Source organism: Phycisphaeraceae bacterium (assembly GCA_019636795.1).
In the GTDB taxonomy this organism is placed as follows: domain Bacteria; phylum Planctomycetota; class Phycisphaerae; order Phycisphaerales; family UBA1924; genus JAHBWW01.
In genome coordinates this window covers 720325-746062 of the sequence record JAHBWW010000001.1, presented here as the reverse complement: position 1 = coordinate 746062, position 25738 = coordinate 720325, and the positions used below count along the sequence as shown (strand labels likewise).

The window sequence follows — 25738 nt, the reverse complement described above, 5'->3', positions numbered from 1 at the left end:
CCATCACGCTTCATGAGCACTTCGACCTACATTGTGACCGGAGGCGCGGGTTTCATAGGCTCAAATCTTGTCGCCGAACTCCTACGCCGCGAGCCCGGCGCCCACATCATGGTCATCGACGACTTCCGTTCCGGCTCGTTCGCGAACATCGTCGAAGCATGCCAGCGCAAGGGCATTGCTCCGTTCACCGGTGAAGTCTTCGCAGAAGCCGTTGCCGACCTCAACCTCCAGCCCGCGATCGAGGGCCTCGCGCCAAACGCCGTCTTCCACCTCGCCGCCATTACCGACACCACAGTCGCCGACGAGAAGAAGATGATCCACGACAACACCGAGTCCTTCGGCGACATGATTCAGGCCTGCGCTGCCGCACGCATTCCCCTCGTCTACGCCTCCTCCGCTGCGACCTACGGCTCGCCCCGACACAACCACAAACCCTTCCCACTCTCATTGGCCGGCTCACCCAACAACGTCTACGGCTTCAGCAAATGGCTCATGGAACTCGAGCACGCACGCATCGCCGCCGATGTCGCCGAGGAGTCCGGCTCGCAGCCGCATGTCGTCGGTCTGCGCTACTTCAACGTCTTCGGCCCCGGCGAACATCGCAAGGGTCGCATGGCCAGCATGGTTCACCAACTCGCGATTCAAGTCCTGCGCGGAGGCTCGCCAAGACTCTTCCGCGATGGCTCGCAGTCTCGCGATCAGATCTACGTCGATGATGTCGTCGATTGCACCATCGCCGCCGCTGCGCCCCGCGCCATCCCCGGCGTCTACAACCTCGGCTCCGGACGCGCCACTTCGTTTAACGACATCGCTGGCGCCATCCTCGCAACCCTCGCTGCCAGTCGCACGATCGAGTACTTCGACATGCCCACGCACATCCGCCAGTTCTATCAGGATTTCACATGCGCGGACCTGACCGAAACTTCCCGAGGCCTGCAATGGACGCCCGCACACGAGCCTCTCGCAGCCATGCGTTCCTATGTCCAATACCTCGCCGAACACCAGCACACATGGAATGATGGAGCCGCATCGTGAGTCTCAAACGCATCCTCGTGACCGGCGGCGCGGGTTTTCTCGGCTCGCACCTCTGCGACCGGCTCGTGCAGCAGGGACACGACGTCATCTGCCTCGACAACTTCTTCACAAGCCAGAAATCGAACGTTGAACACCTGCTCGATCACTCAAACTTCGAACTCATCCGCCATGACGTCACACACCCGCTCTGGCTCGAAGTCGACGAGATCTACAACCTCGCATGCCCCGCCGCACCAGGGCACTATCAATACAACCCCATCAAAACCATGAAAACCTCTGTCATGGGCGCAATCAATATCCTCGGCATGGCCAAACGCTGTCGCGCCAAAGTTCTCCAGGCATCCACCAGTGAGGTCTATGGCGATCCCGATATTCATCCCCAGCCCGAGTCCTATCGCGGCAATGTCAACCCCATCGGCCCACGCGCCTGCTACGACGAAGGAAAGCGCGCCGCCGAAACTCTCTTCTTCGACTATCACCGCGCCAACCGCGTCAACATCCGCGTCGTGCGCATCTTCAACACCTACGGCCCACGCATGCACCCGTTCGACGGCCGCGTCGTCTCAAACTTCATCCGTCAGGCACTTCACTCTTCCAAACTCACCATGTTCGGCGACGGATCACAAAGCCGTTCATTCTGCTATGTTGACGACATGATCGAAGGCCTCATCCGCATGATGAACGGCCCCGACGACTTCCCCGGACCCGTCAACATCGGCAATCCCAACGAATTCACCATCCTCCAACTCGCGCAACTCATCCTCAAACTCACCGGCCGCGAAGACCTCCCGCTCGAACACCTCGCCCTTCCCGCGGATGATCCACGCCAGCGTCAGCCCGATATCACGCTGGCGCGCTCACGCCTGAACTGGGAGCCGAAGATCCAACTCAATGAAGGGCTCGCCAGGACCATCGACTACTTCAAGTCCATTCGCTTCGACGACTTCCGCGCGCCAACGCCCAACTATTGAACATCCGACAGTGCGTTGCCCGCAGGCGCAACGCCGCAAGATCGTCATGACCTTTCTCGTCGCACCCATCACCGTCGCCGATCAGCCCGCCTGGATCCGCATGCGCCGCGCCATGGGACCCTCATGGTTCACGGATGATATCGAGTCATTCACACGCACCTACTTTGACTCTGGCACCATCCAGGGCCTGCCCCACCAGGTTCTCGTCGCACGCGAACACAACGGCAGCGAGCCCATCGGTTTTGCTGAAGTCTCGCTTCGTGACTATGCCGAAGGTTGCCATTCCTCTCCGGTCGCATATCTGGAGGGCTGGTATGTCGAGCCTGCATGGCACCACAGAGGCGTAGGCCGCGCGCTGCTCATTGAGGCCGAACGCTGGGCCGTCTCGCAAGGATGCACCGAGTTCGCCTCGGACTCGGAAATCGACAATGCCCAGAGCATCGCCGCGCACCAGGCGCTCGGCTTCACCGCCGTCTGTTCCATCACGTGCTTCCACAAACGCATCGCACCTGAAACCCAATCCTGATCCTGCTTCGAGGCTCGCATCAACCAGGTTCAGGCCCCACTGCACAATAAAACGGGCCCGGAGTGCTTCCGGGCCCGATGGCGAACTTTGGTCATATCGATCGACGGCTTACGTCAGCCCGATCAACCCGCCGATCACCGGCCCATACGCCACGATCAGCCCCGCAAACACCACCGACACAATCGAGATCAATTTGATCAGGATGTTGAGCGAAGGCCCCGAAGTGTCCTTGAACGGATCGCCCACCGTGTCACCAACAACAGTCGCCTTGTGGTCATCCGATCCCTTGCCATAGACGTACTTCGAGCCGTTACCCGCTGCCTTGTACTCGGCCGCACGCGCTGCAACCGCCCCACGCACTGCCTCGGGAATCTTCGACCTGATTTCCGCGTGCTCGAGGAACTGATCCGCCGTGATGCGCCCGTACGACTCAAGCAGCTTCTTCGCGTTATCCCACGCGCCGCCCGCGTTGGCCATGAACACCGCCACTGCAAAGCCGCTCGTCAGCCCGCCCGCAAGCAGACCCATCACCCCCGGCACGCTCAAGACCAAACCCACCGCGATCGGCACAAAGATCGCCAGCGCTGCCGGCACGATCATTTCCTTCTGCGCACCAGCTGTCGAAATCGACACGCAACGGGCATAGTCCGGATACTGCTGCCCCTCAAACTCAACCTGCTTGGGCCAGGCCTCGGGGTTCGAGATCTGCTCTTCGCTCATGCCCTTGGCCCTGAAGGCAGCACGCATCTTCCCAAACTGCCTGCGGCACTCGCCCATCATCGCATACGCCGCACGGCCCACCGCACTCATCGTCAGGGCACAGAACAGGAACGCCAGCAGCACCCCGATGAAGATTCCGCCGAGCAGCCTCGGATTGGCAATCGTCACGTCGTAAAACCTCAGCACATCCTTGATCGAACCATTTCGCGACGAGGCAAGGTGCATCGTCCATGCTTCGACTTGATCGTCCAGGTTCATCGCCGTGCCGTGGATCTGATACGCATCGCGCCCATCACGTTCGATCGGGAAGGTCTTGCCCTTCTCAAAGTTCGGCCGACGCGAAGCACCCTTGATGTCCAGTACCATCGCGCCGTCCACCTCACGCCCTGCGCCGCTCTCCGAGACCACCGCAAACTTGCCGTAGCCTTCATACACCGCGAACAAGCCGTCGGTCGCACCCGCAGGAGCCACATACGAACCCTTGTCGATGAACGCCACCGATTGCGTCGTGATCTGTGTCTGAACGATCTGGATGTACGCCGCGAACAGCGCCAAAGCCGTCAAGGCCGCAGAACCAATCGCAAAGCCCTTGCCCGTCGCTGCGGTCGTGTTGCCCAGCGAGTCGAGCATGTCCGTCCGCTCACGCACATGCGGGGGCTGACTGGTCATCTCGGCGTTCCCGCCCGCGTTGTCCGCGATCGGGCCATACGCATCCGTCGCCAGCGTGATGCCAAGCGTGCTCAGCATGCCCACCGCCGCAATGCCCACGCCATACAGACCCATCAGGAAACTCTCGTTGCCGCCCGCCAGCACGAACGCCGCGATGATCGCCGCGACCACCGTCACCAGCGATGCCCAGGTCGACTTCATCCCTTCAGCAATGCCCGCGATAATCACTGTCGCCGGCCCGGTCAGTGCCTGCTCAGCAATCCGCTGCGTCGGACGGTGCTCATAGCTCGTGTAATACTCCGTCGCCACTGCGATCACATTACCCGCAACCAGACCGACCACAATCGCCAGCCACACGCGCCACCACGTCGTAATGCCTTCGAGCGCACCACCGTCAGCCCCTGCCTTGCCCAGCACGAAGTAGAACAGCGCGCCCGCAGCCACGATGATCAGCGCCGAAGCAATCCACACGCCCTTGTGCAGACTCTTGAGCAGCTCAGCAAACGAGGCGTTCTCTTTCGCCTTCACTGTGAACACGCCAAGAATCGAGCAGAAGATCCCGACGCCCGCAAGCCCGAGCGGGGCAGCAGCAAGCGCCATTCCAAGGCCCATCGATTCCGACCCGGTAATCCCGAACAGGCTCATCGCAGCCGCAGCACCAAGTGCCATGGTCGCCAGAATCGAACCGTAATACGACTCATACAAGTCCGCACCCATGCCCGCCACGTCGCCCACGTTGTCGCCGACATTGTCCGCGATCGTCGCCGGGTTGCGCGCGTCGTCTTCCGGAATACCCGCCTCGACCTTGCCCACCAGGTCCGCCCCCACGTCCGCAGCCTTGGTATAAATGCCGCCGCCCACGCGAGCAAACAACGCCTGTGTCGAAGCCCCCATCCCGTAACTAAGCATCACGGTCGTGATGATCTCGATCCTCATCTCAGTAAAACCGTTGAGAATGAAGAACCACGCACTCACGTCCAGAATCGCAAACCCCACCACCACCAGACCCATCACCGCTCCCGATCGGAACGCAACCGTCAGCCCGTCATTGAGCGATGTCTTGGCAGCGTGCGCCGTCCGGGCACTGGCGTTGGTCGCCATCTTCATCCCGAACCACCCGCACAACCCCGAGAGCAGCCCCGCGACCGGAACGCCGATCAGCGTCAGCCCATCCTGAAGTTTCAGAGCCCACATGCCCGCCAGGAACGCGACCAGCAGCACAAACACGATCGCAACAACCCGGTACTGCCGTTTCAGGTACGCCATCGCACCGTCACGCACCGCCTGCGCAATCCGGATCATCTCGTCGTCGCCCTCGCTCCGGCCCATCACCGTCCGCGAGAACATGAATGCCATGATCAAAGCCGCAATGCCCCCCGCCGGCGCAAGCCAGAACGTCGGTGGCATGTCCGCGATCGATCCAAACGTCGGAATGAGTGAGCAAACCATCGTCATCGATCCTTCCTCTTGATTTGTCCCTTGTTTCCCGCCGACCTGCACCGGCCGGCCCCTCCCCCAACAGTCGCCAGAATATGCAGCACGAGGAGGGTCGATACAATAGCACACCAAGTGAGCACCCGCTCACTTTCCACCGCCAAATCGTCTCAATCATTTATCGGTACGTCTGCTGCAGGCGCAAGAGCCCGCGCACGCAACCGCCAAGAAGTCGGTGATCGCTCGCGCACCAGATTCAGAAGCCTACTCGTCGAAACGGATCCGACGGTTGTCGCTCTTGCGACGCGCACGCCGCTTGCGCTCCGAAGGCTTCTCGTAGTACTCTTTGCGCTTGATGTCCTTCGTCAGGCCTTCCTTCTCGCACAACTTCTTGAATCGACGCATCATCTGCTCGACGCTCTCCCCGCCCCGAGACTTGATCCGAATCGCCATGCTTCCACTTCCTCTGACCAGTCAATGCCCACCGCTCAAGAGCGACCCGCGCTCCCTCCCGATCCTCCGGGACCGGGCGTAAGTAAAGGGCACCAAAGTCCGCCGATCAACCCGCCATACGCTTTCCCGCCCCATGCTCATCATCGACGCCTACAACGTCCTCAACGTCCAAGGCGTCCTCCCGCCTCACTTGGCCGCTCCCGAACTCCTCGACCTGGTCCGACTCCTCAAGACCAGCAGGTATCGCAACGAGTCAACCGTCCTTGTCTGCGATGGCCCCCTCGCCTCGCAGACCCGCCCCAATCAAGCCATCGCCGCCTCAGGCCGCACCACCTCCATCAGCCTCGACTCTGTCCGTCTCGTCTTTTCCCGCCCCGGGCAGGAAGCCGACGACCTGATCGAAGAACTCCTCCTCCACCATCAGGGATCTTCCTCGATCACCATGGTGAGTTCAGACCGCCGCCTGATCCGATCTGCCCGAAAATGGGGGGGACGCCCGCTCCAAGCCTCCACCTTTCTAAGGCACCTCACTGCGGACCACGATCGGGCCCGTAAGCCGGAACTCCCAGCGTTTGCGCAAAGTACTCCCCTGAACAGGTCAGATTTGGCCTACTGGATGAAGCACTTCGGCCTCGGCGCACCGGTCGATCACCCACCTTCGCCGCCACCGCCACCCCCGCCCATTCCAACTCCAGAGCCCGCAAAAGTCCACAAACCCGCGCAACCTTCGCCGATGCTCGACCCTTCTCTCCCACCGCTCATCAAAGAGTCAGGACTTGACATCGATTTGGCCGAACTCGATATGCACCGATGGCTCTCCGACATACAACCATTCCCGCCGCCCTCGTCCTGATCCTGATCAGTGGCTGCACCACGCAACAGCGCCATCCCACCTACGCCTGGCATGGTCAGGAACCCGTTCTTGCCGTCTACGCGGTCGAGACGCTGCACTCCGAACTCCCACAGTCCATCCCGCCTCAATCGATTCGTGCAGCAGCCGAACGCACGCTCCGACACCGCGGCTACACCATCACCACCTCCGAAGCCACCAACGACCGCACCCGCATCGTCGCACGCCCGCCCGACTCAAGACTCTTCAAGCGCATCATTGTCGGATCATCTCTTTCACCCAATGGCACGCGCATCAGCGTGCGCATCGAACCCGGCGGCAATGAAACCACCAGCCGCGACATGCTCGAATCAATCCTGACACTGCTCGGGCGCTAAACAACCGCCCTACCTCGGCAAGACAGGCTTGGACCAGTTCCAGTCCGGGTCCTTGTGCAGCTTGCCCGCCGAGCGGTTCACGCATGTGCGACACACCTTGGCCTCTTCCAGAACCGGGCTCTGCCACATGCCCTCAGCCTTCGCTTCGAGGCACATCACGCACGTCGATTCCTCATTTGTCTCATTCCTTTGCGCAACATCACCCAGCACGATATCGGTATAGGCCACAGTCAGACATCGCCCGCAGATTAAACTGCCCCGGTGCCCCTCGACCATCGCAAACGTGCCGTCCCACGCGATCCCGCAGAAATCACAGATAAAGTCCTCGGGCTGCATGTCCGCAGGATTGGAGCCCGGCCTGTGCATTACTGAATCTCCGCTGCTGAGGCGTGCAACATCGCAATCAACTCGTCATGCACCAGCCCGTTCGACATCAGCGCTGTCGGCCGATGAATCGACCCATCTCCCGACCAGTCTGAATACCGACCGCCCGCTTCTTCGATAATCGGCTTGATGGCTGCGACATCCCACGGATGAATCAACGGCTCGACCACCGCTTCGGCCCGCCCGGTCGCCACCAGAAGCGCTGCATAGCAATCGCTCCACCCGCGATTATGCCCGAACTTCCCCGCCAGTTCGGGCAGCAGGCCCGCGATTCCCGCCTTGCGAAAGTAATCGCTCGAGGTCGTGCACATCAGCGCCTCATCAAGCGATGCAACGCTCGAAACCCGCGCTCGAGTCTCTGTCACACGTCCCACGCGATGCCAGGCGCCAAGCCCTCGGGCTGCATACACCAGCTCATCAAGCGCCGGCATGTACAACACACCGAGAACCATCTCGCCATCGCGCTCAAGCCCTACGAGCGTGCCATACAGCGGCACACCACGTACAAACGAAAATGTCCCGTCCACCGGATCCAGAATCCACCGCGTGCTCGAGTGGCCGCTCTGCCCCTGCTCTTCGCCCATGATGCTGTGCGAGGGAAACCGCGTTTCGATCAGGCTTCGCAACTGCGATTCGGCTTCGCGATCAGCGCGAGTCACGGACGTGCCGTCCGCCTTGCCCGTCACTTCCAGCGCATCGTGTCGAAAATATCGCAGCGTCACCTCGCCGGCCTGCCTGGCGGCGTCCACAGCGAAATCAAGCATCGATCTCAGATCGGTGTCGCGCATGGACAGAGGGTACGCTCAAATCTTCACCCGCACTCAGCGCCCGCTGCAGTGCCCGGGCCAGAGTGTCGATGTGGTGCGCCTCGTGCTCGCTTGTCACGCTCAACCGAAAGTACACCGGCGATGGCCCACTCGGGTACGTCACCACAGGCACAAACACGCCCTCGGCTTCGAGTACTTGCTCAATCCGCTCCATGCGCTGGGCCGACCCGATCGTGAACGCGAAAATCGGTGTCGGTTCACGCCTCACCGTGATGCCCAGCCCGCGCAGCACGCTCTCGACGTGCTCAATATTCGTCCGAAGCCGCTCATGACGGGCATCATCAACGCGCGCGATGCTCAGCGCCACGATCGCCCCGGCAATCAGCACCGGCGAGGCCGGCGTCGTGCAGACGTACGCACTGGCCCTGACCCGCGCCACATCAATCAGCGACGCCCGCGCCGCCACGAACCCCCCCGCACACCCGATTCCCTTGGCCAGCGTCGATGTCACCACCACCCGCTCGCGCAATCCCAACCCCTGATGCGCCAAAGTGCCCGCACCGCCCGGCCCCAGCACGCCAAACGCATGGCAGTCGTCCACCACCAGATAGAGCCCGCTCTCGTGAAACGCCCGCAGCATCGCCATGCGCCCATCGCTGGCAAACACGCCATCAGTCAGAATCGCAATATCCCCGGTCGTCGTGGCTTGAATCTCGCGCTGCGCTTCTTCGAACCTGTCGCCGCGAAACATCCGCACGTCCATTCCCGCGCACCGCGCTGCATCAAGCAGACTTCGGTGCGATCGCTCATCAACCAGGGCCGTCCGAACACCCACTGCAGCGAGCATCTGCATCGCAGCCAGATTGGCGGTATATCCATCAGGCACCAGCAGCGCGCGCTCAGCCCCGAGCACTGCACAGATCAGGTCTTCCATCTGTTCGTGCAGCGCTGTATTCCCGCTCGTCTCGCGCGATGCGCTTGTGCTCAGGCCAAAGTGTCCCATGGCTTCGCTTGCCGCCCGCAAGACACGCGGCTCGTGCGCCAGCCCAAGGTAGTTGCACCCCGCGAATGCGATCAACTCGCGCTGCCCGCGCCTGACCATCGTCGCACTGACCGCATCAAACGCCGGAGCACTCATCAGCCGCTTCCTCCCGCTCTCTCCTGGAGCACCCGCCACTCAGGGCGTCGGATCGCCGATGTCGTACACGCGCATCCGCGCGATGCGCGACCGCCAGCGATCAACCAACTCCACATGCAACGGATGCTCCACATACCGCGCATAATCCTCGACCGAGTCAAACCCGATATACAAACCCACGTCATAATCACTCTGCACCGTCGCCCGCCCGGTATCGAGGTGTTGTCCACTCGCATACGACCTGACCTCTTTGATATCGGTCAGATGCCGGTCGCAATCGGCAATCAATGCGCCAGCCAGCGACGGATCGCTCAGTTCGATGAGCACCACATGCGAGATCATGGCCGGTCTGGCGGGCCCCGATGACGAGCACCCACCGACAGCCAGCGCCCCGATCAGTGCCACGAGTCCGGTCCATCGCATTCGTTCGGTCTTCATCAGCGCCCCCTTTCGGCTCACGCTCACAAGTGCAGAAATTTGAGCGGGATTCTTGTCAGCACCTCACGCCCAGAACGGTATTCAATTGCTCAACCGTGCGCGTGGCGTACGCGCTCGCCGGTCGCTAGGATCGATCCGCTGGGGTTTTGCAAGCCATATGCACCGCATCGGCTTGCAACCACAATCGAACAAGGAGGATGCCTCATGATCGCACGAACGCACACCGCATGGCTGTTGACATGCCTGGCTGTCGCATTGGCATTGTTCGCGCCGCATGCCCACGCCCAGGAGAAGGTCATCCGCATTCCGATGACCACCAATGGCCCGGGCACGCTCGACCCGATCATGGGTTCCACCACCTACGAAAACCGCGCGGCTTCAGCCCTCTACGAAACTCTGCTCCAGTACAAGTACCTCAAGCGTCCTCTCGAACTCGAACCACTGCTCCTGACGCAAATGCCCGAAGTCACCGAAGGCGGTCGGCTGTGGAAGTTCGAACTCCTTCCCGGCGTTCTTTTCCACGATGACCCCTGCTTCCCTGGTGGCAAGGGCCGCGAGATGGTGGCCGACGACGTTATCTACTCATGGAAGCGACTGGCCGATCCGGCAAACACATACAAGAGCTGGTGGCTCGTCGAAGGCATGATCAAGGGGTTCGACGACTACAAGGACAAGCAGGCCGAGCGGGTCAAGAACAAGGAGCGTTTCGACTATGAGGCCAATGTCGAAGGCCTGCGCAAAACCGGCACCTACACCTTCGAAGTTGAACTCAACGAACCAAACCAGCAGTTCGTCTGGCGCCTGGCCATGTTCCAGTTCTCCATCGTCCCGCGCGAAGCGGTCGAGCGCTATGGCTCGACATTCGCCGGTCGCCCCGTCGGAACCGGACCATTCATTCTCCGCAACGAATCAGACTGGCGCCGCAATGTCAGCCTGACCATGCACCGCAACCCGAACTATCGCGAAGCCTACTACCCGAGCGAGTGGATGCCCGAGGATGAACGCTTGGGCCTGCATCAGCCCGCCGGACAACGCATCCCGTTCATCGACAAACTCGAGTTCACGTTCTTCGTCGAGAGCCAACCCATGTGGCTCGAGTTCAAGTCGGGCCTCAAGGAGTTCACAACCGTTCCCCAATCGGGCTTTGAAGAGGCCTTCAGCCGCCGCACCAAGGAACTTCGCCGCGAGTGGGATCGACAGGGCATTCGGGCTGTTCAGGTGCCGCTGCTCGACTTCATCTTCCGTTCATTCAACATGGATGACAAACTCGTCGGCGGACTGACCGATCAGAAACGCGCCCTGCGCCAGGCGATCAATCTCGCCATGGACTGGGACGAAATGAACGAGACGTTCTACTTCGGCATGGCGCTGCCCTATGACGGGCCGATCCCTCCAGGTCTCGATGGCTTCCCCAGCACCGAAGGCAACCGTGCGCCCTTCTCGACACGCGGACCCAACTACGAGCTCGCTCGCCAGAAACTGCGCGAAGCAGGGTACACCGTTGTCAATGGGAAAGTCACCGATCTTCCCGTCATCGAGTTCTACACGAGTTCAGGTGCCGAGAGCCAGCGCATAGTCGAACTCATGCAGCGAAACCTCGACCTCGTCGGCATCCGACTCAACCCGCGATATCTCAACTTCACCGACCTGATGTCAACCGTCGATCTGCGGCAGGCACCCATGTTCAGTTTCGCGTGGGGATCGGACTATCCCGACGCTGAGAACAACCTCGCGCTCTTCTACAGCCCCAACGCCTCGCCGGGCTCGAACCACTCCAACTACTCGCGCCCCGAGTACGACGCACTCTACGAACAAATCCGCACGATGCCTCCCGGCCCCGAGCGGACCAAGGTGTACGAGCAGATGCGCGATATGCTGATTCACGACGCCCCGTTCTGCGGCTCGCTCGCTCGAACTCGCGTGTACCTCATCCAACCCTGGTGCAAGAACTTCAAGCCCACCGAAGACTTCTACACCTACGTCAAATATCTCGATGTCGATATGGCGCACCCCGCCCGACGGTAAAGATCGGCAGGAAACTCGAATCAACCCCGATCGCTTCCTTCGGCTCGGAGTACATCGCGTATGTGGGCTTTTATCGTTCGCAAGATCTTGTACAACATCCCCGTCTATCTCAGCATCGTTCTGCTGCTGATGATCGGGCTGCGCTATGCACGCGATCCGGTTCGGTCGCAGTTGAGCAAGAATCCAACTCCGGCCGAGATCGACGCCATCCGCGAAAAAATGAGGCTCAATGACCCGCTGCTGGTGCAGTATGTTCGCTTCCTCGGCAAGACCTTCACGCTGAACTTCACCGAGGAAAGTTGGAGCCAGAAAGGTCGGTCCGTCGGCGACATCATCCGCAAGGCGATCCCGCCGAGTCTCTCGATCACGCTCCCGACACTTGTCGTCAGCGCGTCGGTCTCGATTGTCGTCTCACTGATATCCGCGTACTTTCGAGGGAGGTTGATCGATCGAACACTTGTCGTGATCGCCGTGCTCGGCATGAGCATCAGTTTCCTGGTGTACATCATCTTCGGGCAGTTCTTTGGTGCATATTGGCCGAACCTCGATCCTGGAGGGTTCAACACCCCGTTCGCAATCACGGGATACGCGCCATGGGTGCCCTTCCTGAGCGAAGGCGCATCACTGGGCAACTGGGTCAAGTACTGCATGCTGCCGGTCATCATTGGCGTTATTGTCTCTATGGGGTACGATGTCCGCTTCTATCGCGCCGTCATGGTCGAGGAGACGACCAAGGACTACATCGTGACCGCCGTGGCCAAGGGTGCCAGCAAACCCAAGGTGATCTTCGTTCACATGCTCAAGAACGCGATGATCCCGATCATCACGCGCATCATGGCGACACTGCCGTTCCTCATCACAGGCTCGATCCTGCTCGAAATGTACTTCAAGATCCCCGGCATGGGTGCCGAACTCATCAACGCGATCAACGCCGACGACTTCCCGGTCATTCAGGCCTTCGTCGCTGTCTTCGCCGGCATCTTCATCCTTTCGATCATCCTGACCGACGTGCTGTACGCGCTGGTCGATCCGAGAGTGAGGCTCTCATGATGGTCAAACTCTTCAAAAGCCGCGGCGCTCGAAAGTTTCGCCGCAACAAACTCGCCATGGTCGCGCTCGGGGTGATCGGTCTGTACTTCTTCGTCGCAGTTGCAGTGTTCTTCGGCGTGCTCGACCTGCGCGATTGCAACCAGCGCGTCCTGCCCGGGAGATCCTACGGCTTCCTCCAGAAACCCGATCAGGAAAAACGCTTCGACGAACTGACGTGGTACGTTCGCCAGCATCTACAACCATCGCTCAATGCGCCAGGCGGGCTTGCGCAAGCTCCCGACGCCTCGCAACGGATCGAAGCCGTGGCCCTGGCCGAACGCACCATCGTCAACGCATCACCCGCCGATGTTGACCGCCTCTGGCAGCAGCTGCGCGAGCACTTTGACACGCTCGATGACGCCTGGCTCGAGCGCGAGGACATCCGTTACGAGATCAACGACATCGAGGTCGTGCTCGACGACGAGTTAGACCCCGACGAGCGTGCCTCACTCGAAGCCGAGCTGGCCGATCTTCAACTCGAGAATGCCGAAGTCTACAAGATCATCGCCCAAGCCATGCCCCGTGTCGAGGCCGCGCTTCTCGATCTCATGCCCATGCCCACAGGCTGGGGCGGCCTTGTCTACTCATTCCGCACGTTTCTCGGCTCCGATGAATCGGGCCGCTCGGTCGCGGTCCGATCCTTCTACAGCATCAAGATTGCGTTTCAGGTCGGACTCATCGCCTCGCTGATGTCGGTCACCATCGGCACCATCCTCGGCGGCCTCGCCGGTTTCTATGGCCGATGGGTTGACCATCTGGTCATGTGGCTCGTCTCCACCCTCAGTTCTGTTCCATACCTCGTGCTCCTCGCGGTGCTCATCTACATCGTCCGAGGCAACGCACTCTTTGCCGAACTCTTCGACAACCCGACCGAACGCCCGGGCCTGGCCCTCGTGCCTGTCTATGCCGCCTTCGGGCTCACGTTCTGGATCGGGACCTGCCGCGTCATTCGAGGCGAAGTCATGAAGATCAAGCAACTCGAGTACGTGCAAGCCGCCACCGCCATCGGGCTCGGCCGCTTCCGCATTCTCATCAAGCACGTCATCCCCAACACCTCGCACATCATGTTCATCAACTTCAGCCTGATCTTCATCGGTGCGATCAAGAGCGAGGTGATCCTCTCGTTCCTCGGCCTCGGTGTCAAGGGCCAGCCCAGCTGGGGCATCCTGATCAGCCTCGGTCGCGAAGACGTCCAGAACTTCTTCTTCTGGACGGTCCTGACCGCCACTGTCCTGATGTTCGGCCTTGTCCTCGCCTTCAACATCGTTTCCGACGCACTCCAGGATGCCTTCGACCCCAAACACGTCTGATGCCCGCGACTATTGCAACCCCATCATGGTGACACCAGCCACACAACCCCCGATTCTTCAGGTCCGCAACCTGACCACAAGTTTCCGCACCGACGACGGCCTCGTGACCGCTGTTGATGACGTGTCGTTCGACGTCTTCGCCGGCGAAACACTCGGCATCGTCGGCGAATCAGGCTGCGGCAAAACCGTCACCAGCAAGTCCATCATGCGACTGCTCCCCGAACACCTCACAATCTACGGCCAAAACAGCAAAGTCCTGTACAACAACATCAACCTTGTCACAGCGCCCGAGCGCGTCATGCGCACAGTTCGCGGCGACAAGATCGCGATGATCTTCCAGGAGCCGATGACCAGCCTCAACCCGGTCTTCACCGTCGGCTGGCAACTCGACGAAGCACTCAAATATCACACCACGCTCAACCGCTCCGAGCGACGCGACCGCGCGATCGAGATGCTCCGCCTGGTCGACATCCCCAATCCCGAGCGACGGATTCACGAATACCCGCACCAGCTCTCGGGCGGCATGCGACAGCGTGTCATGATCGCCATTGCCCTGTGCTGCGAACCCGATGTGCTCATCGCCGACGAACCCACCACCGCGCTCGACGTGACAATCCAGGCACAGATTCTCGACCTCATGAACTCGCTCAAGGAGAAACTCTCGACCGCTGTCATCCTCATCACGCACAACCTCGGCGTGGTGGCGCAGGTCTGCGACCGCGTTCTGGTCATGTACGCCGGACGGGCGATCGAAATCGCAACCACGCGCGAGATCTTCCATTCGCCCCAGCATCCATACACAAAAGCGCTCCTCGAATCCATCCCCAAACGCGGCACCCGCGCTCAGCGCTCGCGCCACCTCCCCACCATTCCAGGCATCGTCCCGAGCCTGCGCAACCTGCCCAAGGGCTGCCGATTCAGCGATCGCTGCCCTTACAAACAACAGCAGTGCGTGGATGTCGAACCCTTGTTGGTTGACCACGCCGGCGTCGGTCGTCCTGTGCGATGCCACTTCCCACTGCCAAGCACCGCGCCACTCACTACCGAGGCTCAGCACTGATGTCGCTTCTCGAAGTCCACGATCTGCACAAACTCTTCCCCGTCCGTGGCGGCGTGCTCAACCGCATCCAGGGCCATGTCCACGCTGTCAATGGCGTCACATTCAACATCGAGCAGGGACAGGTTCTCGGTGTCGTCGGCGAATCCGGCTGCGGCAAAAGCACGCTCGGCAAGACAATCCTGCGACTCTACGAACCCACTCAGGGACGGATCCTGCTCTTTGGCCAGGAGATCACCACGCTCGGCCCGGCAGACATGATGCCATTCCGCCGCGCGATGCAGATCATCTTTCAGGATCCGTACTCATCGCTCAACCCCAAGATCACCATCGCAGGGCACCTGCGCGAGGCGATACGGTTTCACAGAATCGCCGATGCCGGCTCACCGACCGAAGACCTCATCGATGACCTGATGAAGAAAGTCGGCCTCCGCCCCGAAGCCAAAACCAAGTACCCGCACGAGTTCTCAGGCGGGCAGCGGCAGCGCATCGGCATCGCCCGCGCGCTCTGCGTCAAACCCCGCTTCATCGTCGCCGACGAACCCGTCAGCGCGCTCGACGTCTCGATCCAGGCACAGGTGCTCAACCTCCTGGCAGACCTCAAGGACGAGTTCGGCCTGACCATGATGTTCATCAGCCACGATCTGAAAGTCATCGCGCACTTCTGCGATCGCGTGCTGGTGATGTATCTCGGCCATGTCGTCGAAGAACTCGAATCCGAAGACCTCGACGCCCAGGCCCAGCACCCGTACACCAAAGCCCTGCTCGGCGCCAACCCGATCGACGACCCCGATGACCGCCGCCCGCTCACCGTGCTTCAGGGCGATGTGCCCAGCCCGTTCGATCCGCCGCCCGGCTGTCCGTTCGTCTCGCGCTGTCCGATCGCGGTCGAGCGTTGCAAGCGCGAGCGCCCGCCGCTCGAGATCAAGTCCAAGGGCCACCGCGTCGCGTGCTGGGAAGTGGAGTGACCTTCACCCTGCATCGGCACCGTCTGGCTTTCCCCAACTTCACAGGCTCTGCACACACCGATCAATGCGCGCCAGTGCGCCAGCGCGCCCGACCAACGCCAGTGTCTGCCCAAGCCCGGGGCTGACAGTCCCGCCCGTGATCGCCACGCGCAGCGGCTGGGCCACCTTGCCCATCCCGATGCCCTCAGCCTCCCGCGCCAGCGCCGCCTCGATCGCCGCCGGTTCGAACGGCTCAATCACCGCGATCACCGCGCGCAGGCGCGCCAGCATCGCCCGGCCCTCTTCGGTGAGCACCTTGGCCACCGCCTTGGGGTCGTACACAATCGCATCGTCGGGCGCAAGCGCAAACGCGATCGCATCCGCCGCGTCGCCCAGCGTTCGCGCACGCGGACGGGCGGCGCTGGCCGCAAGACTCCACCGGCTTCCATCGGCGCGCGCCCACACCGCCAACGTCGGTTCAAACCGATCGGCCCACGCGAGCCACTCGGCCGCGAACGCCTCGTCGCTCAGTTCGTGCTGGATCGTGTGCGCGTTGAACGAAAGCAACTTCTCACGGTCGAATTTCGCGCTCGAGCGCCCGATGCCCTCGATGTCGAAGTGTTCTTCGAGAAACCGCACGTCAAAACGCTCCAGATCCTTGCCGTCCTCGGTCTTGGTCTTCGGGTTCCAGCCGAGCAGCGCGAGATAGTTGCACAACACTCCCGGCAGGTAGCCCGCAGCGCGAAAGTCCTCGACGTCGATCTCCGGCAGCCGCAGCCCCAGCGCCCGCGCCACCGCGCCGACCTGCTCGCGCGACAACTGCCGCTGCTTGTCCTTGAGCCATGTTGCAAACGTGTTCTCGTCGAGTGCTGCCAACGACGCCCGCACTGCCTCGCCGCGCCCCGTCGAGACCTCGTTCAGCCCCGCCACCGTCGTAATACCCGCATCGCGCACCGCCTTCTTGGCCGCCTTGTCCTTGTCGCGCTTGCTCATCTTCGTGTTGTCAGGATTGAAGATCAGCGGCATGTGCGCGTACTGCGGCGTCGCGAACCCCAGCGCCCGCTGAATCGCAATGTGCCGCGGCGTGTTGTTCAGGTGCTCCTGCCCGCGCAGCACGTGCGTCACGCCCATGAGCGCATCATCGACCACAACCGCAAAGTGATATGTCGGAAAGCCGTCCTGCTTGCGGATCACTACATCGTCGAGTTCCGCCGCCGGGAACGTCACCTCGCCCAGCACGCGATCATGCACCACGATGTCCTCGCCGCTCATCGCCAGCCGCAGGACATGCGCCTCGCCGCTGCGCAGGCGCGCGACCGCCGCCTCGCGGTCATAGCCCGCCGCCGGGCGATACACAAACGTGCGCTTCGCGGCTTCGGCCTCGGCCCGCATCGCCGCGAGCTGCTCGGGCGTGTCAAAAGCCGGATACGCACGCCCCGAAGCGAGCAACTGCTCGAAGTACGTCGCGTAGATCGCGTGCCGATCGCTCTGATGAAACGGTCCGATGCTTCTCGGGTCGCCGCCGATGGTGTGGCCGCACTCGATGACAAACTCCGGCCCCTCGTCCCACGCGATGCCCAGCCACGCGAGATCTTCGAGAATGCCACGCGCCGCATCCGCGCTCGAGCGGGCCTGGTCGGTGTCTTCGATGCGGAGGATAAAGCGGCCGCCGTGCCGCCGGGCGTAGGCCAGGCAGAACAAGGCCGTGCGCGCCCCGCCGATGTGCAGGTGCCCGGTGGGCGAGGGGGCGAAGCGGGTGAGAACAGGTGGCTCGGTCATGGCCAAGCGTAGGGTCATGCAGCGCGAGTGGGGCCCTCAACGGCGACGGCGGAGAACTCCGCGAGGACCGGTCTCAGACCCTCACCCCCAGGCACACCGACACGATCGACGCAGATCGCCGCACGATCAGCGGGGATGTCACCGTTTGTGATCGCAGATTTCACGTCTCCGTGCCACCCGCCTCGCCTTGACGTACAGCGACCGGTTCAGTACTCTGAGCTAATGATCGCGACCGATCGGCATCACGGACCGTCACTTCGCCCCGCAACGCACACCGAAGTCTCAAAGCAGACTTCGGTGCCACGGGAGAAGGCAGACTTCGATGCCGCCCCGCCTGAAAGTTGCTAAGAGCAGCATGAGTTTGCTGCCCGCCCCATGACCACGGCTTTGAGAAGTTTTATTGTATTGGGTGCAAGGTTAAGGGCTGTGGCCTGTATAGTCTGTGGAGCGGGGTCGTTGGCAGGGGTGACTATCTGTTGACGGCCGGTCGGTCAGGCAGAAGGAAGACACAGGAGACAAGACATGGACAGGAGCGCGTTGGGGGACGAGTGTGCGGGAGGCTTGGGAGCGTGGCGTGCGGTGTGTGGCGGGCTTGCGGGGTTGGTGGTGGCGAGCGGACTTTGTGCTGCCGGGCCTGTGACGCAACGTGCGGGGTTTGTGTCGCTGTATGCGGGGTGGTCGGGTGGAGAGCCCATCTTCAGCACTACTTCATGGTGGGATTCGACAAGCACCGCTGAAACTGGCTCGACGGGATACCATCTGCTCGCCCACTCGCGTGTTTCAGTCGCGACGAACACGGTGGTGACCCAGACGGCGACATCAACGATGATGGTGGACGCGACGAGTTATGCCTACGACGGGAATTGGTCGGCGGGCGGGGTGGATACGAGTCTTCGCACGTTTGAGGTGGGGATCGAAAAGTGGCATGTATTCACGAATCGGCGCGAGATTCGGCTGTGGAATCTGAACGCGGCGACGACGGGGCTGGGCTCATGGGAATATGCGTTTCTTGAGACGGGAGCGTGGTCTCAGGGCGTGTTCACGCCGGATGGGGGACAGATTGATCTATTGACGCATCCGCTGGGCTTCCCCGGGGAAATCACGCTGGTGCCAGGGGCGTATCGGTACCAGAGCAAGTTTGATGCGGTGTTTGAGGCGGACGAAGGGTTCTTTTTGACGCAGACGACGAACTGGATCAACTACGCGGATATTCCTGCGCCGGGCACGATGTTTGTTGCAGTTGGCGGGTTGTTCTTGCGGCGAAGGCGTGTTGCTGGGTGAGGACGTTTGTTTTCGATCGGCGTGGTTGTAGTGGTGCCGGGTGCCATGGCCATGGCTCTGCATGGCCATGATGAACAATCGGACAATCGCTCTGATCGTGGCGGGATCCCGGCCGGATCGATGCCGGATGTCCAAGCCTCGGCTTTGCCCAGCGAGGCGGAGTGTGCTGTAGGCGGTCCGGGCCAGTGATCGTGGCCATGCAAAGCCATGGCCACGGCATCCGCGCGGTGCAACGCATCACTTGCCGTGATACACTACCGCGATGGATGTGTCTGGCCCCACCACGGTCCGCAAGCGGGTGGTTCGGACCGCCGGCAGGGTGGTTCGGTTGGAAAGGAACCAAGACACACCGACCACTCAAAGCCGTGGTCGGTGGCACGGGTTCATGCATCAATGGTTGCGGTCAGTGCCACCCGCCGGGCCCAGATGCACCAATAACGGGGGATTGCCGGCCTTGACGCTCGCGTAAACGCGGTTGGGACGGCCCGAAGGTCCCATATGGCGCGCCGAATTGTCATTGCGCCGCGCGTTGACACGACAATTCGGCGCGTCAACATCATCTATCGGCGCGTTGACACGACAATTCGGCGCGTCAACATCGTGTATCGGCGCGTTGACACGACAATTCGGCGCGCCGACACGACAATTCGGCGCGCCAACATGATCTATCGGCGCGTCAAAACCATTGATCGGCGCGTCACCATCGTCGCTCCGCGCAACACCGGGCCGGATCGGTGCCCGCGCACCGCCGCCCCAGCACCCGCTCACGGCATGGCGCGCGGCACATACTCCAGCGGGCCCGTCTCGAACGGAATCCCCAGCGGGATGCCCAGCAGCAGCCACAGCCCCAGCATCGCGCACCACGCGATCGTGAACGTGAACGTATACGGCAGCATCGTCGCGATCAGCGTGCCCATGCCCGCGCTGCGATCGTGCTTCTGCATGAACACGAGGATGATGATCAGGTACGCATTGAGCGGCGTGATGATGTTCGTCACCGAGTCGCCGATGCGGTAAGCCGCCTGCGTCAGTTCCGGGCTGATGCCGACAAGCATCAGCATCGGGATGAAGATCGGCGCGAACAGCGCATACTTGGCGCTCATCGACCCGACGAACAGGTTGAACACCGCCGTGAGCAGGATAAACGCCAGCAGCAGCAGAAACATCGGCAGCCCCAGCGTCGAGAGATATTCCCCGCCCGTGATCGCCAGCATCGCGCCCAGGTTCGAGTACTGGAAGTACGCGACGAACTGCGCCGCAAAGAACGCCAGCACGATGATCGGCGACATCGCCGCCATCGATTCGGTCATGAGGCGCGCCAGATCCTTGGTCGAACGGATCGTGCCGTTGGTCATGCCGAAGGCCAGCCCGGGGAGCAGAAACAGAATGAACAGCAGCGGCACGATCGCCTCGGCCCAGCGATCAAAGATCACGCCCTTGCCATTGAGCGGAAAGCCCGGCACCACCACGTTGACGACCACCAGCGCCAGCCCCACGACGAGCACCGCTGTCGCCCGCCCCAGCCCGCGCTTTTCCTGCGCCGTCAGCCGATGCTGGGCCAGTTCGGCCTCATCGACCGGCGACGGGCCGCCCTCGTCGGGGCTCTTGCGCGCGAAGCGCGGCTCGACGATCCACGCTGTCGTCGCCCAGCCCACCAGCGTCGCCATAATCGTCGACGCAATCATGAACAGCCAGTTGCACGCCGGATTGACGGCATACTCAGGATCCACGAACTGCGCCCCGGTCTGCGAAAGACCCGCCAGCATCGGATCGAGCCCCGTCACCACCAGGTTGGCGTTGAACCCCGCCGACACGCCCGCAAACACCGCCGCGATGCCGACGATCGGACTCCGCCCCACCGCCTTGTACAGCAGTGCCGCCAGCGGCGGGAGCACCACATACCCCGCATCCGACGCCAGCGAACTCATCACCCCGAGGAACACCATCGCGGGCGTCAGCAACTTTTCGGGCGTGATGAGCATGAAGATCTTGAGGAGCGCCGCGATCAGGCCTGTCCGCTCGGCCACGCCGATGCCCAGCATCCCCACCAGCACAATCCCCAGCGGCGGGAAGTCCATGAAGTTGCGCACCATCGTCCGCAGGGCCCAGTAGATCCCGTCGCTCGTGAGCAGATTCACCGCCCGCAACACCTCGGGCTCCTGCGACACGATCGTCTCGCCCGCGTCCGTCACCGTCGTGACCGACTTCATCGCCGGCACCAGTTCGAGCGACACGACCCCCGCCGCATCGGTCACCTGCATCGGCACCTTCTTGACGACCTCCCACCCGCCGAGGCTCGCCGCCGCCGACGCCACCATCACCAGCAGCGCGCCGATCAGAAACAGAATCGAAGGATCGGGCAGCCGATTCCCCGCGATCTCGACCACGTCAAGCAGGCGGAACTTCTTCTTGCCCTCTGTCGGTGCCGATTGGGGCGTATCGGGTGTGCTGCTCATGGATCTCTCTGCCTTATGCTGGCCATCGCGCTCAGCCGGTCACGGCCGCCCGAACACGCGAAGGAACGCATCTTACAGCATTCCGTGACGCCAGAGCACCCACGCCCAGTTGATCCCCAGCAAGACCAGCAACCCCGCCGCCAGCAGCGTCCACTCGCGCCCGCTCGCCTCAAGCCGCACCTGCCGCCCAAACCCCACGCGCAGGCCCAGCACCACCCCGACGCATGCCAGCGCCACAACAGTCAGCGGGTTGTACGCCAGCGCCCCCGAAACATCACCGCGCACCATCGCCATCACCGCGCGCGTGCTCCCACACGTCGGGCACGGCACACCCGTCAGCCGCCGCGTCGTGCACACAATCGACGACCCCCGCGACAGCACATGCAACAGCGCAATCCCGGCGCCGATCGCAACGATCACCAGCACCGGCCACATCGGAAGCACGCGCCGCGACCGTTCTGCGCCCAGTCGCATTCCGCCTCATCTTTCTGATCAGGGCGCGCCCGCCACCATCCCCGCGCCCAGTATCAGCACGAACACCACCCACAACAGCGAGAGCACCACCGAGAGTGCCAGCAGCACCGTCCCGATGATGCCGCAGATCATCCCGACCTTCGTCAGGTCGCGACCGGTCGGATCCATCTGCCCCGCATTGATCTTCGCAAGATCGCCCTTGCCCATGATCCAGGCGATAGGCCCGAGAATCTGACAAAACACAATGCTCAGAATCCCCAGCACCAGCAACATGACGCCGCGATGCGGAGCGTACCCCCCGCCCGATTGAGGCATGTCCATCGACGCTTCCTTCCTGGGCCTGCTCAGCCCGTTCTCAGGCCCCAGTGTACCACAACCGCCCCGCCCTGCAAGTTGCCTAGCGGAACCGCCTGTCCTCACGCCGGATCGCCAGCCCAGTCCATGTCTCCAGCCCCGCCGATTCCACAACCAGGCTCACGTTCTTCTTGTCCACACGATGCTTCACCGGCAAATCACCGACCGAGGAAGTAAAACTCACCTCGACATCGACCGGATCAAGCAACGGCACCCCCTTGAAGGGCCCGAACGATTCGGTCGAATCCGGCGCAATCCGCGCCGACCCCAGCGTCCGATCCCCGCTCAAAAACGCATCATGCACCACCCGCACCTCGATCGACTTGCTCGTCGCGTTGCGCACCGTGACCGATCGGCCCCCGCACCCGCTCGCCGCCAGCGCGACCGCCGTCAACGCTGCCACTCCAATGTTCTTCCTAATGTTTTGCCCAGCCTTCTGCATCGCCGATTCTCCACACTCACCCACACGCTTCAGCGGTCCAGTTCCGCCGCCACAATATTCAAACTCCCAAGCACCGCAACGATGTCCGCAAGCATGTGCCCCTCGATCAGCAACGCCATCACCTGATAGTTGATAAAACTCGGAGGCCGAGTCCGCGCACGCCACGATCGCGGCGAACCATCCGACACGATGTAGTACCCAAGCTCCCCGTTCGCAGTCTCGTTCGCCCCATACGCCTCGGCCACCGGCGGCTTCCACCCCCGGTTGCTCATGATCAACTCGAAGTGCTGAATCAACCCCTCAATCGACCCGTACACATCCTTCTTGGCCGGCTTGACCATCTTCGAATCGCTGAACACATCCATCGGACCCTGCGGGATGCGATCAATCAACTGATCGATGATCGCAATCGCCTGTTTGGCCTCTTCAAGCCGAACCTGGAACCGCGCGTACACATCGCCCTCGCTCGCCAGAGGCACGCTGAACTTCACCGCCTCGGCACCCTGCCCATCCCAGTTGTTCGCATAGCACAGATACGGCTCATCCTTACGCAGATCCCGACGCACCCCGCTCGCCCGCGCGATCGGTCCCGAAGTGCTCCACGCCAGCGCCTCATCGTGCGTCAGCACGCCAACACCCTGCGTCCGGTCGATGAAGATCCGGTTCCGACTCACCAGCCCGTCCAGATCCTTCAGCGCCGTCGACAAATCATCGTGTATGAAGTTCTTGACCAGCCTCTTGAACGTCTCTTCATCCGGCAGATCCTGACTCGCCCCGCCTACGCGCGACCAGTCCGGGTGAAACCGCTGGCCTGAAATGAAATCGCAGATGTCGTAGATCTTCTCGCGCGGATTGAACGCATACAGAAACCCCGTAAACGCCCCAAGATCCAGCGCCGCAGCCCCCAGACACAACAGATGGTCCTGAATCCGCCCCAGTTCGGCCATGATCGTCCGCACCGCCTTGCACCGAGGCGTGATCTCGATCCCGAAGAGCGTCTCCACCGCGTGGTGCCAGCAGATGTCGTTGCTGATCGGGCTCAGATAATTCATCCGGCTCACGATCGTCACGTACTGGTTGTAATCCAGATGTTCGCCCAGCTTCTCAAAGCCCGAGTGCAGATACCCGATGTGCGGCGTACACCGCGCGATGCGCTCGCCATCAAGTTCCAGCACCAGCCGCAGCGTCGTATGCGTCGCCGGGTGCTGAGGCCCGAAGTTCAGCACCCACCGATCGCCCGTATCCACGTGCTGATTGATGTAGTTGATCGTGTCGGCATCGACCGTCAGCCCGTCCTCGGGCCGCAGCGTATAGGGCATGCGTAAAACCTCCCGTCAGTCCCCGATCGTAGACGCCCGCCCACCAGACCGCCCACCAGACCGAACACACCCCACAATCTCCAGCGAACGCTTCGCCATCGCGCGAATTGACACCCGCCCCTCATCGCCCAGCCCCGTCTCCAAGGCATCGCAAAGCCGCCCGGACATGTGCCCCGGCACGCCCGACGCCCCCACCATCGCCCCCACGATCGAGCCTGCCGTCGCCCCGTTGCAATCCGTGTCCCGCCCTGCACCAACCGCGATCGACAGCACACGCATCGCATCGCTTCCCCCACGCACCAGCGCCGCCGCCACGATCACCGCATGCACAATCGCGTGCGCCGCGTCAAGCCCAGCAACGATCCTGTCCACCGCGTCTAGCGCCGCCTCATCATCAGCCGCACTGGCACACGCCCGCACCGACTCGCGCACAGCCCGCGCAAGCCTTGAATCGCCCGGCACACACGCCAGCCCCGCCTCCACCACCTCGCACGCATCACTCAGCACCAAGGCCGCCGCCACAATTCCTGCAACAAACATCGCGCCATAGATGCCGTTGCCCGTATGGCTGATGCGCGCGTCACGATAAGCCAGCCTCGCCGCCCGCTTCGGCTCTCCCGGGCACGCATACCCATATGCATCGGCCCGAATCGCCGCCCCCACCCATTCCCGATACGGGTTCTGCCGCGTGCGCACCCACGCCCAATCCACCGCCTGCCGCTCCCGCGACCAGTCTGAACCGAGATGAAACTCGCACCGCTCCACAAGATTCCTGTACGCCTGCGTCTCAGCAGTACACACCGACATGTATGGCAAGTGCCGCATCCACGCCCGCGCCACATCCCACGATTCAAACTCCGCCCCCGACTCTTCGAGCACCCTGGTCGCCAGCACTGTGTAGCGCATGTCATCGTCCGGCTCCATGCACACGACGCCCTCGCGCGTCGACCGCGGGCAGCATGAATTGCCCGTACGCGCCTCGCTCGCCGACCGCAGGCGCACAAAATCGCGAATCGGATACTCGCCCGGCCCTGTCCCTTCGACATACACCCGCACACGCTCGCGACTCGTCAATCCCCCAGCCGGATGCATGAACTCTTCCAGTGGCTTGCCCAGCGCACAACCCACGCACCGGCCAAGCCACGCCCCATGCAGGCGATCGAACAACGCCTCATCATTCAGCTCGCACCCCGGATCCACAGCACCCGCCGCCAGCGCTTCGATGCCCTCTATCTCGCTCGGCTCGCCCGGAGGATCCTCAATTCCTGCCGCCGCCATCGCATCCAACGCCGCCAGCAACGCATTCGCATCGCCCGCTTCACGCGCCCTGACCGCTTCAATCAGCCGTGACGCATCCTGCCCCGCCTCGGCACACTGCCGCAATTCGGCTTCCAGCAATTCCTCCGCCCGTGTCCATCCTGGCATGCCTCATCCTTCCCTCTC

The 25738-nt window shown here is 62.2% G+C and carries 24 protein-coding genes; 11 read left to right on the top strand and 13 right to left on the bottom strand.

Going from position 1 to position 25738, the window contains the following annotated elements; translation table 11 throughout:
- Positions 1 to 12 precede the first annotated feature (12 nt).
- Genes rfaD through KF757_03115 form a run of 3 tightly spaced genes read left to right on the top strand, consistent with a single transcriptional unit; the run spans position 13 to position 2532 of the window.
- Complete coding sequence (gene rfaD / locus KF757_03125; GenBank protein MBX3321964.1) at positions 13 to 1035, top strand: ADP-glyceromanno-heptose 6-epimerase; 1023 nt, start codon at positions 13 to 15, stop codon at positions 1033 to 1035.
- Positions 1029 to 2006: an SDR family oxidoreductase gene (locus KF757_03120; GenBank protein MBX3321963.1), complete on the top strand. Its 978-nt coding sequence runs from the start codon at positions 1029 to 1031 to the stop codon at positions 2004 to 2006. Before rfaD ends, KF757_03120 begins: the two co-directional genes overlap by 7 nt.
- A 46-nt stretch (positions 2007 to 2052) precedes the next feature.
- Complete coding sequence (locus KF757_03115) at positions 2053 to 2532, top strand: GNAT family N-acetyltransferase (GenBank protein MBX3321962.1); 480 nt, start codon at positions 2053 to 2055, stop codon at positions 2530 to 2532.
- 108 nt (positions 2533 to 2640) lie between these two features.
- On the opposite strand, the gene KF757_03110 is transcribed toward KF757_03115, so the two are convergent.
- Both KF757_03110 and rpsU read right to left on the bottom strand, forming a co-directional pair.
- Entirely contained in the window at positions 2641 to 5370 is a 2730-nt protein-coding gene (locus tag KF757_03110; GenBank protein ID MBX3321961.1) for a sodium-translocating pyrophosphatase, read from the bottom strand.
- Positions 5371 to 5619: 249 nt separating this feature from the next.
- The gene (rpsU, locus tag KF757_03105; GenBank protein MBX3321960.1) at positions 5620 to 5808 is read right to left on the bottom strand and encodes a 30S ribosomal protein S21; all 189 of its coding nucleotides are present in this window, start codon (positions 5806 to 5808) and stop codon (positions 5620 to 5622) included.
- Positions 5809 to 5941: 133 nt separating this feature from the next.
- Between rpsU and KF757_03100 the strand changes: the two genes are divergently transcribed.
- Positions 5942 to 6661, top strand: coding sequence for an NYN domain-containing protein (locus tag KF757_03100; GenBank protein MBX3321959.1), 720 nt, complete (start codon positions 5942 to 5944; stop codon positions 6659 to 6661).
- The gene (locus KF757_03095) at positions 6619 to 7035 is read left to right on the top strand and encodes a DUF3568 family protein (GenBank protein ID MBX3321958.1); all 417 of its coding nucleotides are present in this window, start codon (positions 6619 to 6621) and stop codon (positions 7033 to 7035) included. Before KF757_03100 ends, KF757_03095 begins: the two co-directional genes overlap by 43 nt.
- 9 nt (positions 7036 to 7044) lie before the next feature.
- Here KF757_03095 and KF757_03090 read toward each other — a convergent pair whose 3' ends face one another.
- From KF757_03090 to KF757_03075, 4 genes are read right to left on the bottom strand one after another with little or no spacing between them, the layout of a single operon-like run.
- Entirely contained in the window at positions 7045 to 7401 is a 357-nt protein-coding gene (locus KF757_03090) for a hypothetical protein (GenBank protein ID MBX3321957.1), read from the bottom strand.
- Positions 7401 to 8183 carry a hypothetical protein gene (locus KF757_03085; GenBank protein ID MBX3321956.1) on the bottom strand — a complete coding sequence of 261 codons (783 nt, stop codon included), beginning with the start codon at positions 8181 to 8183 and terminating at the stop codon, positions 7401 to 7403. The genes KF757_03090 and KF757_03085 overlap by 1 nt, the downstream gene beginning before the upstream one ends.
- On the bottom strand, positions 8176 to 9324 hold the full coding sequence (locus KF757_03080) for a pyridoxal phosphate-dependent aminotransferase family protein (protein MBX3321955.1): 1149 nt from the start codon (positions 9322 to 9324) through the stop codon (positions 8176 to 8178). The genes KF757_03085 and KF757_03080 overlap by 8 nt, the downstream gene beginning before the upstream one ends.
- 39 nt (positions 9325 to 9363) lie before the next feature.
- Positions 9364 to 9762 (bottom strand): Dabb family protein, encoded by a 399-nt coding sequence (locus KF757_03075; GenBank protein MBX3321954.1) that lies wholly within the window; start codon positions 9760 to 9762, stop codon positions 9364 to 9366.
- Positions 9763 to 9966: 204 nt separating this feature from the next.
- Between KF757_03075 and KF757_03070 the strand changes: the two genes are divergently transcribed.
- Genes KF757_03070 through KF757_03050 form a run of 5 tightly spaced genes read left to right on the top strand, consistent with a single transcriptional unit; the run spans position 9967 to position 16211 of the window.
- A complete protein-coding gene (locus KF757_03070) occupies positions 9967 to 11787 on the top strand; it encodes a hypothetical protein (GenBank protein MBX3321953.1) in 1821 nt (606 codons plus the stop codon).
- 60 nt (positions 11788 to 11847) lie between these two features.
- Positions 11848 to 12837, top strand: a complete 990-nt coding sequence (locus tag KF757_03065; GenBank protein MBX3321952.1) for an ABC transporter permease — start codon at positions 11848 to 11850, stop codon at positions 12835 to 12837.
- Entirely contained in the window at positions 12834 to 14186 is a 1353-nt protein-coding gene (locus KF757_03060; GenBank protein ID MBX3321951.1) for an ABC transporter permease, read from the top strand. Before KF757_03065 ends, KF757_03060 begins: the two co-directional genes overlap by 4 nt.
- A gap of 25 nt (positions 14187 to 14211) precedes the next feature.
- On the top strand, positions 14212 to 15246 hold the full coding sequence (locus KF757_03055) for an ABC transporter ATP-binding protein (protein ID MBX3321950.1): 1035 nt from the start codon (positions 14212 to 14214) through the stop codon (positions 15244 to 15246).
- Complete coding sequence (locus tag KF757_03050) at positions 15246 to 16211, top strand: ATP-binding cassette domain-containing protein (GenBank protein MBX3321949.1); 966 nt, start codon at positions 15246 to 15248, stop codon at positions 16209 to 16211. The genes KF757_03055 and KF757_03050 overlap by 1 nt, the downstream gene beginning before the upstream one ends.
- A gap of 39 nt (positions 16212 to 16250) precedes the next feature.
- Here the strand turns inward: KF757_03050 and gltX are convergent, their stop codons facing one another.
- Positions 16251 to 17969, bottom strand: coding sequence for a glutamate--tRNA ligase (gene gltX, locus KF757_03045; protein MBX3321948.1), 1719 nt, complete (start codon positions 17967 to 17969; stop codon positions 16251 to 16253).
- 522 nt (positions 17970 to 18491) lie between these two features.
- Here gltX and KF757_03040 point away from each other — a divergent pair.
- Positions 18492 to 19250, top strand: coding sequence for a hypothetical protein (locus KF757_03040; protein MBX3321947.1), 759 nt, complete (start codon positions 18492 to 18494; stop codon positions 19248 to 19250).
- A 764-nt stretch (positions 19251 to 20014) separates the two neighbouring features.
- On the opposite strand, the gene KF757_03035 is transcribed toward KF757_03040, so the two are convergent.
- The 6 genes from KF757_03035 to KF757_03010 form a co-directional block, all read right to left on the bottom strand.
- A complete protein-coding gene (locus tag KF757_03035; protein MBX3321946.1) occupies positions 20015 to 21706 on the bottom strand; it encodes an AbgT family transporter in 1692 nt (563 codons plus the stop codon).
- 72 nt (positions 21707 to 21778) lie between these two features.
- Complete coding sequence (locus KF757_03030; protein ID MBX3321945.1) at positions 21779 to 22180, bottom strand: DUF2752 domain-containing protein; 402 nt, start codon at positions 22178 to 22180, stop codon at positions 21779 to 21781.
- 18 nt (positions 22181 to 22198) lie between these two features.
- Entirely contained in the window at positions 22199 to 22501 is a 303-nt protein-coding gene (locus tag KF757_03025) for a hypothetical protein (protein ID MBX3321944.1), read from the bottom strand.
- A gap of 76 nt (positions 22502 to 22577) precedes the next feature.
- Positions 22578 to 22937 (bottom strand): hypothetical protein, encoded by a 360-nt coding sequence (locus tag KF757_03020; GenBank protein MBX3321943.1) that lies wholly within the window; start codon positions 22935 to 22937, stop codon positions 22578 to 22580.
- 68 nt (positions 22938 to 23005) lie between these two features.
- Positions 23006 to 24295, bottom strand: a complete 1290-nt coding sequence (locus KF757_03015) for an NADH-quinone oxidoreductase subunit D (protein MBX3321942.1) — start codon at positions 24293 to 24295, stop codon at positions 23006 to 23008.
- 15 nt (positions 24296 to 24310) lie between these two features.
- The gene (locus KF757_03010; protein ID MBX3321941.1) at positions 24311 to 25720 is read right to left on the bottom strand and encodes an ADP-ribosylglycohydrolase family protein; all 1410 of its coding nucleotides are present in this window, start codon (positions 25718 to 25720) and stop codon (positions 24311 to 24313) included.
- Positions 25721 to 25738 lie beyond the last annotated feature (18 nt).